Consider the following 13,217-nt stretch of genomic DNA (forward strand, 5'->3'; position numbering starts at 1 on the left):
GGCACCACGCTGGGTAGCGTTCGGGAGGGAGATATCCGGCGGATCGGAGGCAGGCGTGTCTGTGGTGCAGGGGTTCGAGGTCACCGAGGGTGTGCTCGAGCACGGGATGCCCTATCTGGCGTTCGGGGACGGGCCGCCGCTGGTGTTTCTCCGGTGGTTCACGCCCGATCACGCGAATCCGCGGGGGTGGATGCGGAGCTCGGAGATCAAGACGATGGCGCCGCTGGCCAGGAACTTCCGGGTGTACGCGGTGAATCGGGCGCCGGGGATGGCGGTGGGGACGACGATGGCCGATATCGCGCGCGAGCATGCGGAGGCGCTGTTGGGCGAGTTCGGTGCTCCGGTCGACGTGCTCGGGATTTCGTCGGGTGGGTCGCTGGCCTTGCAGCTCGCCGCGGATCATCCGTCGGCGGTGCGGCGGCTGGTGGTCGCGTCGTCGGGGTATCGGCTCGAGGACGCTGCCAGGGAATCGCAGATGAAGTACGCGACGGCGGCCGCCGCGGGCAAGCGGGCGCTGCATCATCTGGCGACCCAGGGGATCGAGTCGCGGGTCAAGGCACGGCTGGTCGGCGCGGTCGCCTGGCTCGCAGATCCCCTGGTGCGGCCGAAGAACCCGGCCGACACGCTCGCGTTCGTGCGCGCCGAGGACGCGTTCGACCTCGACGGCAGGCTCGCCGATATCACCGCCCCGACCCTGGTGGTCGGCGGTGAGCGGGACGAGTACTACTCCGTCGAGACCTTCCGGCGCACCGCCGACGGCATCCCCGACGCCCGCCTCGTGGTCTACCCGGACACCAGCCACCTCGGCGCGATCAAGCACGAGCGCTTCGCTGCCGACGTCACCGCGTTCCTGACGGCGCCGGGAATCTGAGCGGCGGGAATCAGGCCGGGGCGAGCAGGCGGACGCGGACGGTGACCCGGCCACGGTCGTCGCGGTGGGTCACCGCGTGACCGGCCTTGTCGACGCCGTCGATGCGCAAGGTGATCGGGCCGCCCTCGCCGAGGAAGTTGCGCCACCACTGCTTCTTGTCGGGCATGGCCACGCCGATGACGTACTCGTCCCCGGAGCGGCGGTAGCTGACCGGGGTGCTGAAGGTGCGTCCCGAGCGCCGGCCGACGTAGCTGACCTGCGCGAACGCCTTACCGAGGAACTTGCCGACGACGGGGGCTTCGGTCAGCGCGACCACGCCCGCGTTCATGCCGTGCACGACTCGGCGCAACACTGATTCCTGACTCAACGGCTTCTCCTGCCTGAGGATGAAGAACGGGCTCGTTGCGCCCACGGTACCGAGGTTCTTTGGCAGAGCCCTGAGAGTTCTTGGGGCCGAAACGGTTCCGGCGTTCAGCGGATCTTGGCGCCGTAGACGTGTTCGACGCTCAGCGCCATGAGGACGCGGCGGTCGGCGACCATGACCTCGCGGTACTCGTTCCAGTCCGGGTGCTCGCCGGCGGCGGCGCGGTAGTAGTCGACGAGGGCGGCGACCTCGGGGCCGTCGGGATCGGTGCCGGGACCGGTCAGGGTGACGCTGCCTTCGGCGGTGGCCCAGGACCAGCCGTCGGGCGCGGTCACCTCGACGGCGGCCCTGGGGTCGCGGCGCAGGTTGGTGGTCTTGGCGCGGCCCTCGGTCATCGAGACGTAGATGACGCCGGCTTCGCGGTCGTAGTACGGGGTGACGGGCGACAGCTGGGGCCGTCCGTCCGCCTTGATGGTGGCGAGCACGCCGAGCTTCGCTGTCGCGAGCAGATCGTGCGGGTCGAATGCCGCTGTCATCGGTGGGTCTCCTCTGGGTGGGCTGACTCGCTGGACGAGGCCACCGCGATCGACGGCGCGATGTCCCCTCGGTGAGACGAACTGCCGTGACGGCCGATTTATGCCCGCCGGGCCCCGAGGACATCGGACGGGAAAACCCGTCGACAGCGCGGGGTCCGAGCGCGTAGAACTGGGGGCATGGTTACGGTACGTCCGCATTCGCGGCGCTAGTTCGCATCGGGTCCTCGGGCGCCGGTGTGGCGCCGCGTGATTCGATGCCCGTGCCGTCCGGTGGAACGCACAACTGGCGAGCGTCGACTTCTTCGACCGAACTAGTTGACGTACTGGGGGATTCCCATGACCACGAGACGGCCCGACCTCGCCCACATGCGCAATATCGGCATCGCGGCCCATATCGACGCGGGCAAGACGACCACCACCGAACGCATCCTGTTCTATACCGGCGTCACCCGCACCCTGGGTGAGGTCCACGACGGCACCGCCGCCATGGACCGGATGATCCAGGAGCGCGAGCACGGCATCACCATCGCCGCCGCGGCCACCACCTGCCGGTGGAACGAGCACGAGATCACCATCCTCGACACCCCCGGCCACGTCGACTTCACCGTCGAGGTGGAGCGATCGCTGCGGGTGCTCGACGGCGCGGTCGCCGTGTTCGATGCCAAGGAGGGCGTCGAGCCGCAGTCCGAGCAGGTGTGGCGGCAGGCCGACCGCTACGGCGTGCCCCGCCTCTGTTTCGTGAACAAGATGGACAAGCTCGGCGCGGACTTCGCGTTCACCGTGCGGACCATCGCGGAGCGACTCGGCGTGCGGCCGTTGGTGATCCAGCTGCCGATCGGCGCCGAGCGCGAGTTCGAGGGCATCGTCGACCTGGTCGAGATGACGGCGAAGGTGTGGCGTGGGGACACCGACCGTGGCGTGCGGTTCGAGATCGTCGAGATCCCGGACGACCTGCGCGTCACGGCCGAACAGCACCGCGAGGCGCTGGTGGCCGCGGTCGCCGAGGCCGACGAGGCGGTGCTGCTGCCGTACCTGTCCGGCGCGCCGATTCCGGTCGACGTGCTCAAGGCCGCCATCCGCACGATGACGATCGACGCGCGCGCCTACCCGGTTCTGTGCGGTTCGGCGCTGGCCAATATCGGCGTGCAGCCGCTGCTGGACGCGGTCGTCGACTACCTGCCCTCGCCGCTGGATGTCGTTGCCGTACACGGGTTCTCGCCGGAGGGTGAGTACCTCGAGCGCGCACCCGATGTCGCCGAGCCGTTCGCGGCGCTGGCGTTCAAGGTGGCGCTGCATCCGTTCTTCGGCAAGCTCGTGTACCTGCGGGTCTACTCGGGACATGTCGAACCCGGTGCGGCCGTACTGAATTCGACCACGGGACGAAAGGAGCGCCTGGGCAAGCTGTTCCAGATGCAGTCGAGCACCGAGATCGCCGTCGATCGGGTGCGGGCCGGGCAGATCTGTGCCGTCATCGGCCTGAAGGAGACGCGCACCGGCGACACCCTGTGCGATCGGAACCATCCGGTCGTGCTGGAGTCGATGGCCTTCCCCGAACCCGTCCTGGCGGTCTCGATCGAACCGCGGACCCGCGCGGATCAGGACAAACTGGGCACCGCCCTGGCGCGCCTGGCCGAGGAGGATCCGACGTTCACCGTGCAGGTCGACGCCGAGACCGGTCAGACGGTCATCGGCGGCATGGGCGAGCTGCATCTGGAGATCCTGGTCGACCGGATGCGCCGGGAGTTCCGGGTCGAGGCCGAGATCGGCGCGCCCCGGGTGGCCTATCGCGAGACCATCACCGCCGCCGTCGAGCAGTTCGAGTACACCCATCGCAAGCAGGTGGGCGGGCGCGGGCAGTTCGCCAAGGTGGTGATCGCGGTGCGGCCGCACGTGGCCGAGGACGGCGCGGTCTACGAATTCGAGAGCCGGGTGGCCGGTGGGCGCGTGCCGCGGGAGTACCTGCCCGCGGTCGACGCGGGCGCGCAGGACGCGCTGCGGGTCGGCGCGCTCGCCGGGTTCCCCCTGGTGAACGTGCGGGTGACGCTGCTCGACGGCGCCGCCCACGTGCAGGATTCGTCGGATCTGGCGTTCCGGCTGGCGGGTGCGGCGGCGGTGCGCGCGGCGGTCGCGCGGGCGAAGCCGGTGCTGCTCGAACCGGTGATGGCCGTGGAGGTCGTCACCCCGGAGGAGTATCTCGGCGAGGTGATCGGTGATCTGAACGCCCGGCGCGGGCGGGTCACCGAGCTCACCGAGCGGGCGGGCGCGCGCGTCGTGCGGGCCCTGACTCCGCTGCAGGAGATGTTCGGCTACATCGGGGATCTTCGTTCGAAGACCCGCGGCCGAGCGACCTACTCCATGGTGTTCGACTCCTACGCGCCGGTTCCGGCCGGCGTCGCGGCGTCGATCATCGCCGGCTGACGAGGCGCAGGTGGCGTCGTATCCACGGATACGGCGCCACCTGCTCGGACTGCTTGCGGTCGAACGTGGCCGCGGGCGCCGCGATGGAAAGTCGGTGCTGTCCGCCCGTTGATGCCGAGCTAGCCGCTCATTCGGGGGTGACGACCCGATCCTGGCGGTTCGCACTCTCCGCTGCCGCCCGGGCGAGCAGCCGCAGCGCGTCGGCGGTGCTCGCGTCGCGCGGGGTGTAGACCTCGAGCCGATGATCGGGGCTGTCCGGCTGCAACCACACCTGGTAGTCGACATCGACGTCGCCGACGGTGGGATGGTGCAGGTGCATCGCGCCGACGGTGCAGTCGGCGACTTCCCCTTCGGCCCACCGGGTCGCGAACTCGGTGCTGCGCATGGCGAGTTCGCCGATCAGCTCGGCCAGGTGCGCGTCGGTGGGGTAGCGGCCCGCGGTGCGGCGCAGGTAGGCGACGTGGACGCGGGCCAGTTCGGACCAGTTGCGGTGCAGGTCCCGGCTGAGCGGATCGAGGAAGAACATGCGCGGGATCGACGGCCGCACCGCCGGATCGGCCGGCGCGGCGGCATCGAGGTGTGCGGCGAACAGGGCGTGCCCGGTGGGGTTCCAGGCCAGGACGTCCCCACGGCGGCCGAGGACGAGCGCGGGCATGCTGTCGCCGAGCGCGTCGAGCAGGGCGAGGACTCGCGGGTGCGCGCGTTCGGGCCCGGACCGCGTCAGCCGGGGCGCGGCGGGCGATTCGGCCAGGTTGTGCAGGTGGGCGGTCTCGGCGACGTCCAGCCGCAGCACCCGCGCGATGGCATCGATGACCTGCGTCGACGCGGTTCCCGCCTGGTCCTGTTCGAGCCGCGTGTAGTACCCGGCGCTGACCCCGGCCAGCTGGGCCAGCTCCTCGCGGCGCAGACCGGGAACCCGGCGGGTCACGCCGTAGGTCCGTAACCCGATGGACTCGGGCGTGACCCGGCCGCGGCGGGACTTGAGGAAGGCGCCGAGGGTTTCCCGTTCCATGCCTTCCGATCGTAGGCACGGCGGCCGGGCGGCGGGTGTCCCTGCGAGGTGTACCCATCGCCGGGTCTGGCTGCCGGGCGCGGACCGCCGCAGATTCGGGACATGACTCGACACGACGCCCCACCCACGCCGGTGCGGGCCTGGCTCGGCCTGCTGGTGATCCTTGGCCCGGTGCTGCTGGTCGCCATGGACGGCTCGGTGCTGTTCCTGACCATGCCCGTGCTCACCGAGGCCCTCACCCCGAGCGCCGACCAATCCCTGTGGATCCTGGACAGTTACGGCTTCGCGGTCGGCTCGCTGCTGATCGCGTTCGGCGCCATCGGTGACCGGTACGGGCGGTTGCGGCTGTTGCTGATCGGCGCCGCGGTCTTCGGTATCGCCTCGGCGGCAGCGGCTTTCGCGCCGAACGCGGCGATCCTGATCGGATTGCGGGTGCTGATGGGCGTGGCCGGGGCGACGTTGCTGCCGTCGGCGCTGGCGATCCTGAGCACCCTGTTCCCCGATCCGCGTACGCGGGCCCAGGCCATCGGCATCTTCGCCGCCACCTTCGCCGCGGGCTTCGCGATCGGGCCGATCGTGGCGGGACAGCTGCTCACCAGGTTCTGGTGGGGATCGGTGCTGTTGCTCAATCTGCCGGTGCTGCTGGTGTTCCTGCTGCTGGCGCCGGTGCTGCTGCGCGAGGTGCGCGCGCCGGGCACCGGCCGGGTCGACGTGGCGAGTGTGCTCGCCTCGGCCGCCGGATTGCTGCTCACCATGTACGCGCTGAAGCACGCGGCGGCCGACGGTCCGTCGGCGACCGGCTCGGTGGCCGGGCTGGTGGGCGTCGCCCTGCTGGCGTGGTTCGTGCGCAGGCAGTTCCGGATCGCGCACCCGCTGGTCGAATTCGGGTTGTTCGGCAATCCGGTGTTCGCGATCGCGATCGTCACCGGGTTCCTGCCGCTGGCGGCGTGGTCGGCGACGGCCTATCTCGCGAGTACCTATCTGCAATCCGTGCTGGGGCTCACGGTCGCCCGCGCCGCGTGGCTCGCGGTGCCCGGCGCCGTCGTCCTCACCGTGGCGGCGGTGCTGACCCCGGCCGTGGTCGCCCGGATCGGCCGGTCGAACGCGCTGATCAGCGCGCACTTCGGCATCGCGGCGGGACTGCTGCTGTTGCTGCTCGCCGACGACGCGGCGGGCATCGGCTGGTACATCGCCTCGACCGCCGTCGCCGGGATCGGGTACGGGATCTCGTTCAGTGTGGTCGCCGATATCGCCGTCGCGGCGGTGCCGCCCGCGCGGGCGGGATCGGCCGCCGCGCTCGCCGAGACCGGCAACGAACTCGGCAACGCGATCGGGATCGCGGTCTTCGGTTCGCTGGCCGCGCTGGTCTTCCGGCTGGCCGGACCCGATCTCGCGCCGACCCTCGGCGAGACGTTGCGGCTGCCCGGGGCGGCTCCCGCGACGCTCGACGCCGCGCGCGGCGCGTTCGTCACGGGACTGCACGCGGTCGCGTCGGTCGCCGCGGTCCTGCACATCGTGCTGGGCGGGGTGGCCGCGCGGGTCCTGCGTGCCCGCGCGGACGTCGCCGGTACACCGGACGCCGTGACCGGCCACGAACGCGCCTCCGCGCCGGGGTGAGGGCGGGCGGTCCTCAGCCGAGCTGGGTCATCCCCGCCGCCACCACCTGGGCGACATCGAGCAGGTCGTCGGGGGTCGGCACCGGGACGCCGTCCAGGGCGTGCAGGCGGTCGGTGCTGGCGATGGCGAACATGGCCGAGACCCAGGCCGACGCGCACGCGTGCAGGGTGCTCGGACGGACGGGCGTGGGGACGCTGGCCTGCAGGACGCGGGCGGTGGCGTCGAGAAGCTGGTCGCGCAGGTTGCGCAGGGTACGCCGCACGTCGGGGTGGGTGTCGGCCTCGCGCCACATGATCACCCGCAGGACCGAGGAATGGTGGTCGCGCAGGTTGATGGCGGAGTCGAGGTTGATCAGGCTGGCGGCCGGATCACCGGGGGCGACCACGGCTCCGAGATCGTCGATCGGGTGTTCGGGGACCCGTTCGCGCATCAGCGCGGACAGGATCGCGTTCTTGGTGGGGAAGTAGTAGAAGACCAGGCCCTTGGGTACCCCGGCGGCCGCGGCCAGGGCAGCGGTCGGGGTGGCGTCGAATCCCTGTGCGGCGAACAGGTTCTCGGCGGCATCCAGAATGAGTTGCCGGGCGTCGCCATCGCGTTTCGCGTTGCGGCGCCCGACGCGTCGGCCCGGCATCAGTGATGCGGAGCCATCTTGTGCAGGCGTTCGTTCATCGCGGGCAGCGCGGCGACCGCCACCACCGCCGTCACTACCCCGACCACCCATGCGGTCCAGGAGGCGCCGCGGAACGCGGTGAAGTCCATCGCCCACGGCGAGATGAACAGCAGGACGCCGAACAGGCCCATCGCGTAGTCGGCGCTGGACATGCTCGCCCGGGCCATCTGGATCAGCCCGGTCGCGGCGATGAGTACGCCGAGCACGATGAGCGTCCAGCGGGCGTTGTCGTTGGTGTCGACCCACAGGGGCGACAGCGCGGTGAATGCGCCGAGCACGACGGCGAGAAGATCCTGTGCGCGGCTGTCGGTGAACATGGGGAATGCCTCCTCGATGAGACGAAAAATACTTCTGACCTCGGTCTACCCCTGATTGACCGCCCGGTCGACATCGGAAGCGGCACGGTTGCGTTGCGACGTGGGTGTCACCTGTGGCGGGTCGCACTGGTACAAACATCTTCGGGGCCGTAGTGGCCCGCAACACAAGAACATGGCATGAGCGGTCAGCGCCCGAAGGCGGCAGTCTGCGTAACCACGTAGGGCGCCCGAGCATGCCGAATCGAGAGAGCATGAGCGGTCAGCTCCCGGCGGCGGTGGCTCGCGCGAGCAGGCAGGGCGCCGCACAGGCCGAGAGGACACAGGTATGAGCGCGCCCATCGTGATCGTCGGAGCGGGTCTGGCAGGCCTGCGCACGGCGGAGGAACTACGCCGGGCCGGGTACGAGGGCGGGGTGCTGCTGCTCGGCGACGAGTCGCGTCCGCCCTACGACCGCCCGCCGCTGTCGAAGCAGTTCGTCCGCGGCGAGACCGACGACACCACCCTGCGGCCGCCGGAGTTCTTCGCGGAGAAGGATATCGAGCTGCGCCTCGGCACCGCCGTCACCGGCGTCGACACCGCCGCGCGCACGATCACCCTCGCCGACGGCAGCGACCTCGGCTACGACCAGCTGATCATCGCGACCGGGCTGCGCCCGCGCAGGCTGCCCGGGCTGCCCGAGGTGGCGGGCGTGCACGTGCTGCGCGCCCACGAAGACGCCGAGACGCTGCGCGCCGAACTGGACGGCGCGAATCGGGCGCTGATCATCGGCGCCGGTTTCATCGGCTGCGAACTGGCCGCGAGCTTCCGGGCCGCGGATGTCGCGGTGACTCTGGTCGAGCCGCAGCCGACTCCGCTGGCCTCGGTGCTCGGCGAGCGGATCGGCGGGCTGGTGGCCCGCATGCACCGCGACGAGGGCGTCGACCTGCGCTGCGGCGTCGGCGTCGACACCCTGCGGTCCGACGAATCCGGCCGGGTGCGCGGCGGGCTGCTCACCGACGGCACCGAGGTCGATGCGGACCTGGTGGTGGTCGGTGTCGGATCGGTGCCGGTGACCGACTGGCTGGCCGGTTCCGGCATCGAACTGGCCGAGGCTTCCGCCGGGGGCGGCGTGCTCGCCGACGAGGTCGGCCGCACCTCCGCGGAGGCCGTCTGGGCGGTCGGCGACGTGGCCGCCTGGCAGCACGACACCGGTGTCCGCAAGCGGGTGGAGCACTGGACCAGCGCGGGCGAGCAGGCCAAGCTGCTGGTCACCGCGCTGCTCGGCGGTGCGGCCCCGACCGCGGCCCGGGTGCCGTACTTCTGGAGCGACCAGTACGACGTCAAGATCCAGGCGCTGGGCACCCCGTCGCCCGCCGACGACGTCACCGTGGTCAGTGACGACGGCCGCAAGTTCCTGGCCTACTACTCCCGCGACGGCATCCTCACCGCCGTTCTCGGCGCCGGTCTGACCGGTCAGGTGATGAAGCTGCGCGCCAAGCTGGCCACCGACACCCCGGTGGCCGACCTGCTCGCCGCCGCGGGCTGATCCGGAAAGGTTCACAGCCGCCGCGCCGATCGATCGGGACGGCGGCTGAGAACCGGCCGACGCCGGGACCTCGTCACCGGCCTGGATTACTGTGGCGCCGTGGGGTTTACCGAGTACTCGGCCGGTGATGTCGTCTATTTCCCGGAAGGCCCGTTCAGCGGTGTCTGCGGTGTGGTCAGGGAGGTCGACGTGCGCCGCGCCACGGTGCGGCTGGAATTCGCGGAGGGGAGCGTGCACCGCGAAGGCGGTGTGCTGCGGGAACGGCGGCACACGCTGACGGTGGGCTTCGACGAGATCGAACTGGTGTAGTGCGCGGGGATACGGTCGCGGCAGGTCGATTCGCGGGCCTGTAATACGGTGGACCCGTGATCGTCGCGCTTATCGATTCCGGCCTCGGCCTGCTGCCGACGGCGGCGTGGTTGCGCACAATGCGTCCCGATGCGGATCTGCTGCTGCTGCTCGACCCCGAGGGCGCGCCCTGGGGGCCCAAGCCGGAGGACTGGGTGGTCGAGCGGGTGCTCGGTGCGGCGCGGCAGGCGCTGGAACTCGGCGCCGAAGTGATCGTGCTGCCGTGCAATACGGCGAGCGTGACCGCGCTGGCGCACGTGCGGGCCGAGGTGGGGGAGTCGGTGCCGGTGATCGGGACCGTGCCCGCCATCAAGCCGGCGGCGGCGCAGTGCCGTTCGGTGGCCGTGTGGGCGACCGCGGCGACCACCGCCAGCCGCTACCAGGCCGACCTGATCGCCCAGTTCGCCGGAGACGCCAAAGTCGTCGGGGTGGCCTGCCACGGCCTGGCCGACGCGATCGACCGCGGCGACCTGTCCGCCATCGGCGAGTCCATCGCCGACGCGGCCGCTCGCACGCCCGCCGATGTGGAGGGCGTCGTCCTGGGCTGCACGCACTATCCGCTGGTCATCGATGCCATCATCGGGGCGCTGCCGGACGGCGTTCGCCTGTTCGACAGCGCTCAGGCCGTCGCCGCGCAGACGATCCGCAAGATGGACGAACTCGGCCGCCCGACCGCCGGCACCGGCACCGTCACCGTCCGCAACAGCGGCAGGCCGGGGGAATTGCCCAGCAGTGCCGCCACTTTCGAGTCCGGCCGGGTCGTCGGCGCGCTGCCCGGCTGAGGTCGCCGAGCCGATCGGTCGGCGGACACGCCCGTCGGCGGCCGACGCGAATCTGTCGGTCCGCCGGTGTTGAATGCGAGGGAATTCCCCCGACGCCGGAGGTGCCCTGTGTCCGAGCTCCCCACCGCCGCGCAGGTGCGGGCGGCGCTCGCCGAGCAAGCCGATCCCGCCGATGCCATCCACCTCCAGCGCTTCTTCAAGACGGGCGCCGGTGAATACGGTGAGGGCGATGTCTTCCTCGGCGTTCGCGTCCCCGCCACGCGCAAGGTCGCCAAACAGTTCGCCACCCTGCCGCTGAAGCAGATCGGCGACCTGCTCGACAGCCCGGTCCACGAGGAACGGCTGGCCGCGCTGCTCATCCTGAACGCCCGCTTCGCGGCGGCGTCGAAACCGCGCACCCGCGACGACGCGGCGCGCGCGGAGATGGTCGAGTTCTACCTGGACGCGGTGCGCCGGGGCCGGGTGAACAACTGGGATCTGGTCGACGCCTCCGCCGAGAACATCGTCGGCCCGTGGCTGCTCGACAAGGACCGCGGCCTGCTGTTCGACCTGGCGCGGCGGGATTCGCTGTGGGAGCGGCGGGTGGCGTTGCTGTCGACCTTCGCCTTCATCAAGGCGGGCGATCCGAGCACCACGCTGGAACTGGCGAGCGAGCTGCTCGACGACCGCCGCGATCTCATCCAGAAGGCGCTGGGCTGGATGCTGCGCGAGATCGGCAAACGCGTCGATCCGGCGGTGCTCACCGGCTTCCTCGACGCCAACGCGGCCGGGATGGGCCGGACCGCGCTGAGCTACGCCGTCGAGCACCTGACGCCCGAGGAACGCGCCGCCTACCGCGCGCTGCGCTGAGGCGGCGCGGCCCCGCTCAGAACTGGATCTTCACGTGGTCGGTGACCGGCCGGGCCTGGCAGCCGAGGATGTAGCCGTTCTCGATGTCCTCGGGGTCGAGGATCTCGGCGTTGGCCATCTCGACCTTGCCCTCGAGCACGGTGCAGGCGCAGGAGCCGCACTCGCCCTCCTGGCAGGAGTACGGCACGTCCAGGCCCTTGTCGAGCATGATGTCGACGAGCGTCTGCTTGCGCGGCCAGGACAGCTCGTGCACCTGGCCGTCGAGCTCCACCTCGACGGTCGCGGCGTCGGCCGCCTCTTCCTCGCTGAGCTCGACGGGAGCGTGGTCGGCGAACGGATCGCCCGCCAGCGAGTTGAAGATCTCGGCGTGGGTGCGGTTGCGCGGCACCTCGAGGGTAGCCAGCGCGTCGTGGACCAGGTCCATGAACGGCTTGGGTCCGCACATGAACGCCTCGTAGGCGGTGTAGGGCGCGACCAGGGTGGCCAGCATGTCGGCGGTCGGCAGGCCGAGCAGCGGCTCGAGCCAGTGGATGACCGACAGGCGCTGGGGATGCTTGCCCACCAGGTCGCGCAGTTCGTCGGCGAAGATCACCGAGTCGGCGTCGCGGTTGGCGTAGACGAGCACGATCTTGCCGTTGCCCTGCGACAACGCCGACTTCAGGATCGACATCACCGGGGTGATGCCGCTGCCCGCGCCGAACAGCAGCAGGTCCTCGTCGAGGTTCTTGGGGGTGAACACGCCCGAGGGCGGCAGCACCTCGAGCTCGTCGCCCGCGGAGATGTTGTCGCACAGCCAGTTCGAGCCGTAGCCACCCTCGGTGCGCTTGACCGTCACCTTGGGCAGATCGTCGGTGAACGGCGAGCTGGCCAGCGAGTAGCAGCGGGCGACCGAGCCGGTCTGGTCGCTGGGGATGCGCAGGGTCAGGAACTGGCCCGGGGTGTAGGCCATGCGTTCGCGGAGGTCGGCGGGCACCTCGAAGACCACGGAGTGGGTGTCGGCCGTTTCGGCGATCACCGCGGCCACCCGCAGCACCACCGACCGCGAACCGTGCGGAACCTCGACTGTGGTCATGTCGTCCTCTCGAACAAAACTAGAACGTGTTTCAGTTTCATGCTAGGTCGGGACGCGCCTGCAGGGCAAGCTGCGCCTCGAGACCGGCGACCAGCACCTCCATCCCGAAGTCGTAGGAGTACTTGCCGCGCAGGTCCGCCATGTACTTCGTGGCCCGTGCCACCGCCTCGGGCAACAGCACGTCCGCCGGGGCGGAGCGGTCCCGCGGATTCACCCGGCTGCGGCCGAACAGGTAGGTGTGGATGGTCGCATACGCGGCCAGCACGTTGCGGTCGCTGAAGCCCGCGTCGAACAGGATCTCCATCACGGCGTCGATCAGGTCGAGCTGCTTGCCGAGCATCTGCTCGAGCAGGATGTCGCCCAGGCCGGGATGCCTGCGCAGTTTATCGTCTATCTGATCGATGAGGTCGCGCAGGCGCTCCTGCCACGGCCCCGACTCCCGGGTGGGCTTGCGGACCCCGAGCAGGGCCGCGCTGGCCACCAGATCGAGCAGTTCCCGCTTGTCGGCGACGTAGTAGTACGGCGCCATCGGCGAGACGCCGAGCTCGCGGGAGAGCCTGCGCATCGACAGTTTCTCCACGCCGTCCTCGCGCACGACTCGCAGTGCCGCCTCGACGATCTCCGACTCCGAGAGTGTGGAATGCGCGCCGCTCCCTGCCCCTCCGTGGTTACGCAAGCTTCCGCCTCACCTCTACTGCCACCGGACCCACCGGCGGCGTTCCCGTCCTGCTCCCGGAAGTCTAGAGGGGTGCGCCGAGGTGCTCGCGGCCATCGAGATTTTCGAATTCCGCCCCTTTATGGCAGTGACTGACGTTAAAGTCGGCGGTGACCGGCAA

At 70.5% G+C, this 13,217-nt stretch carries 14 protein-coding genes; 7 read left to right on the forward strand and 7 right to left on the reverse strand.

Annotated elements, in window-relative coordinates:
• Positions 1–55 precede the first annotated feature (55 nt).
• Positions 56–871 carry an alpha/beta fold hydrolase gene (locus ACIO52_RS01850; RefSeq protein ID WP_402640759.1) on the forward strand — a complete coding sequence of 272 codons (816 nt, stop codon included), beginning with the start codon at positions 56–58 and terminating at the stop codon, positions 869–871.
• A gap of 10 nt (positions 872–881) precedes the next feature.
• On the opposite strand, the gene ACIO52_RS01855 is transcribed toward ACIO52_RS01850, so the two are convergent.
• On the reverse strand, positions 882–1,238 hold the full coding sequence (locus ACIO52_RS01855; protein ID WP_394358753.1) for a nitroreductase/quinone reductase family protein: 357 nt from the start codon (positions 1,236–1,238) through the stop codon (positions 882–884).
• Between the two features lie 104 nt (positions 1,239–1,342).
• Positions 1,343–1,771, reverse strand: a complete 429-nt coding sequence (locus ACIO52_RS01860; protein ID WP_218719651.1) for a PPOX class F420-dependent oxidoreductase — start codon at positions 1,769–1,771, stop codon at positions 1,343–1,345.
• A 336-nt stretch (positions 1,772–2,107) separates the two neighbouring features.
• Here ACIO52_RS01860 and fusA point away from each other — a divergent pair, with 336 nt between their 5' ends.
• On the forward strand, positions 2,108–4,189 hold the full coding sequence (gene fusA, locus ACIO52_RS01865; protein ID WP_402640764.1) for an elongation factor G: 2,082 nt from the start codon (positions 2,108–2,110) through the stop codon (positions 4,187–4,189).
• A gap of 127 nt (positions 4,190–4,316) precedes the next feature.
• Here the strand turns inward: fusA and ACIO52_RS01870 are convergent, their stop codons facing one another.
• The gene (locus ACIO52_RS01870; protein WP_402640767.1) at positions 4,317–5,201 is read right to left on the reverse strand and encodes a helix-turn-helix transcriptional regulator; all 885 of its coding nucleotides are present in this window, start codon (positions 5,199–5,201) and stop codon (positions 4,317–4,319) included.
• 102 nt (positions 5,202–5,303) lie between these two features.
• Between ACIO52_RS01870 and ACIO52_RS01875 the strand changes: the two genes are divergently transcribed.
• Complete coding sequence (locus ACIO52_RS01875; protein WP_402640770.1) at positions 5,304–6,818, forward strand: MFS transporter; 1,515 nt, start codon at positions 5,304–5,306, stop codon at positions 6,816–6,818.
• Positions 6,819–6,831: 13 nt separating this feature from the next.
• On the opposite strand, the gene ACIO52_RS01880 is transcribed toward ACIO52_RS01875, so the two are convergent.
• A complete protein-coding gene (locus tag ACIO52_RS01880) occupies positions 6,832–7,449 on the reverse strand; it encodes a TetR/AcrR family transcriptional regulator (protein ID WP_218719655.1) in 618 nt (205 codons plus the stop codon).
• Positions 7,449–7,805, reverse strand: coding sequence for an SPW repeat protein (locus ACIO52_RS01885; protein ID WP_316576152.1), 357 nt, complete (start codon positions 7,803–7,805; stop codon positions 7,449–7,451). Before ACIO52_RS01885 ends, ACIO52_RS01880 begins: the two co-directional genes overlap by 1 nt.
• A gap of 325 nt (positions 7,806–8,130) precedes the next feature.
• On the opposite strand from ACIO52_RS01885, the gene ACIO52_RS01890 reads away from it, so the two are divergent.
• The 4 genes from ACIO52_RS01890 (at position 8,131) to ACIO52_RS01905 (ending at position 11,309) form a co-directional block, all read left to right on the forward strand.
• On the forward strand, positions 8,131–9,330 hold the full coding sequence (locus ACIO52_RS01890; RefSeq protein ID WP_402640773.1) for an NAD(P)/FAD-dependent oxidoreductase: 1,200 nt from the start codon (positions 8,131–8,133) through the stop codon (positions 9,328–9,330).
• A gap of 99 nt (positions 9,331–9,429) precedes the next feature.
• Positions 9,430–9,639 carry a hypothetical protein gene (locus ACIO52_RS01895; protein ID WP_218719658.1) on the forward strand — a complete coding sequence of 70 codons (210 nt, stop codon included), beginning with the start codon at positions 9,430–9,432 and terminating at the stop codon, positions 9,637–9,639.
• A 56-nt stretch (positions 9,640–9,695) separates the two neighbouring features.
• Positions 9,696–10,460 carry an aspartate/glutamate racemase family protein gene (locus ACIO52_RS01900; RefSeq protein WP_316576149.1) on the forward strand — a complete coding sequence of 255 codons (765 nt, stop codon included), beginning with the start codon at positions 9,696–9,698 and terminating at the stop codon, positions 10,458–10,460.
• Positions 10,461–10,568: 108 nt separating this feature from the next.
• The gene (locus tag ACIO52_RS01905; protein WP_316576148.1) at positions 10,569–11,309 is read left to right on the forward strand and encodes a DNA alkylation repair protein; all 741 of its coding nucleotides are present in this window, start codon (positions 10,569–10,571) and stop codon (positions 11,307–11,309) included.
• 16 nt (positions 11,310–11,325) lie between these two features.
• On the opposite strand, the gene ACIO52_RS01910 is transcribed toward ACIO52_RS01905, so the two are convergent.
• Together ACIO52_RS01910 and mftR2 are read right to left on the reverse strand one after the other, a co-directional pair.
• On the reverse strand, positions 11,326–12,381 hold the full coding sequence (locus ACIO52_RS01910; RefSeq protein WP_402640778.1) for a 2Fe-2S iron-sulfur cluster-binding protein: 1,056 nt from the start codon (positions 12,379–12,381) through the stop codon (positions 11,326–11,328).
• 37 nt (positions 12,382–12,418) lie between these two features.
• Entirely contained in the window at positions 12,419–13,057 is a 639-nt protein-coding gene (gene mftR2, locus ACIO52_RS01915; protein ID WP_218719662.1) for a mycofactocin system transcriptional regulator MftR2, read from the reverse strand.
• Positions 13,058–13,217 lie beyond the last annotated feature (160 nt).

It is taken from the genome of Nocardia sp. NPDC087230 (assembly GCF_044744725.1).
Taxonomy (GTDB): Bacteria; Actinomycetota; Actinomycetes; order Mycobacteriales; family Mycobacteriaceae; genus Nocardia; species Nocardia canadensis.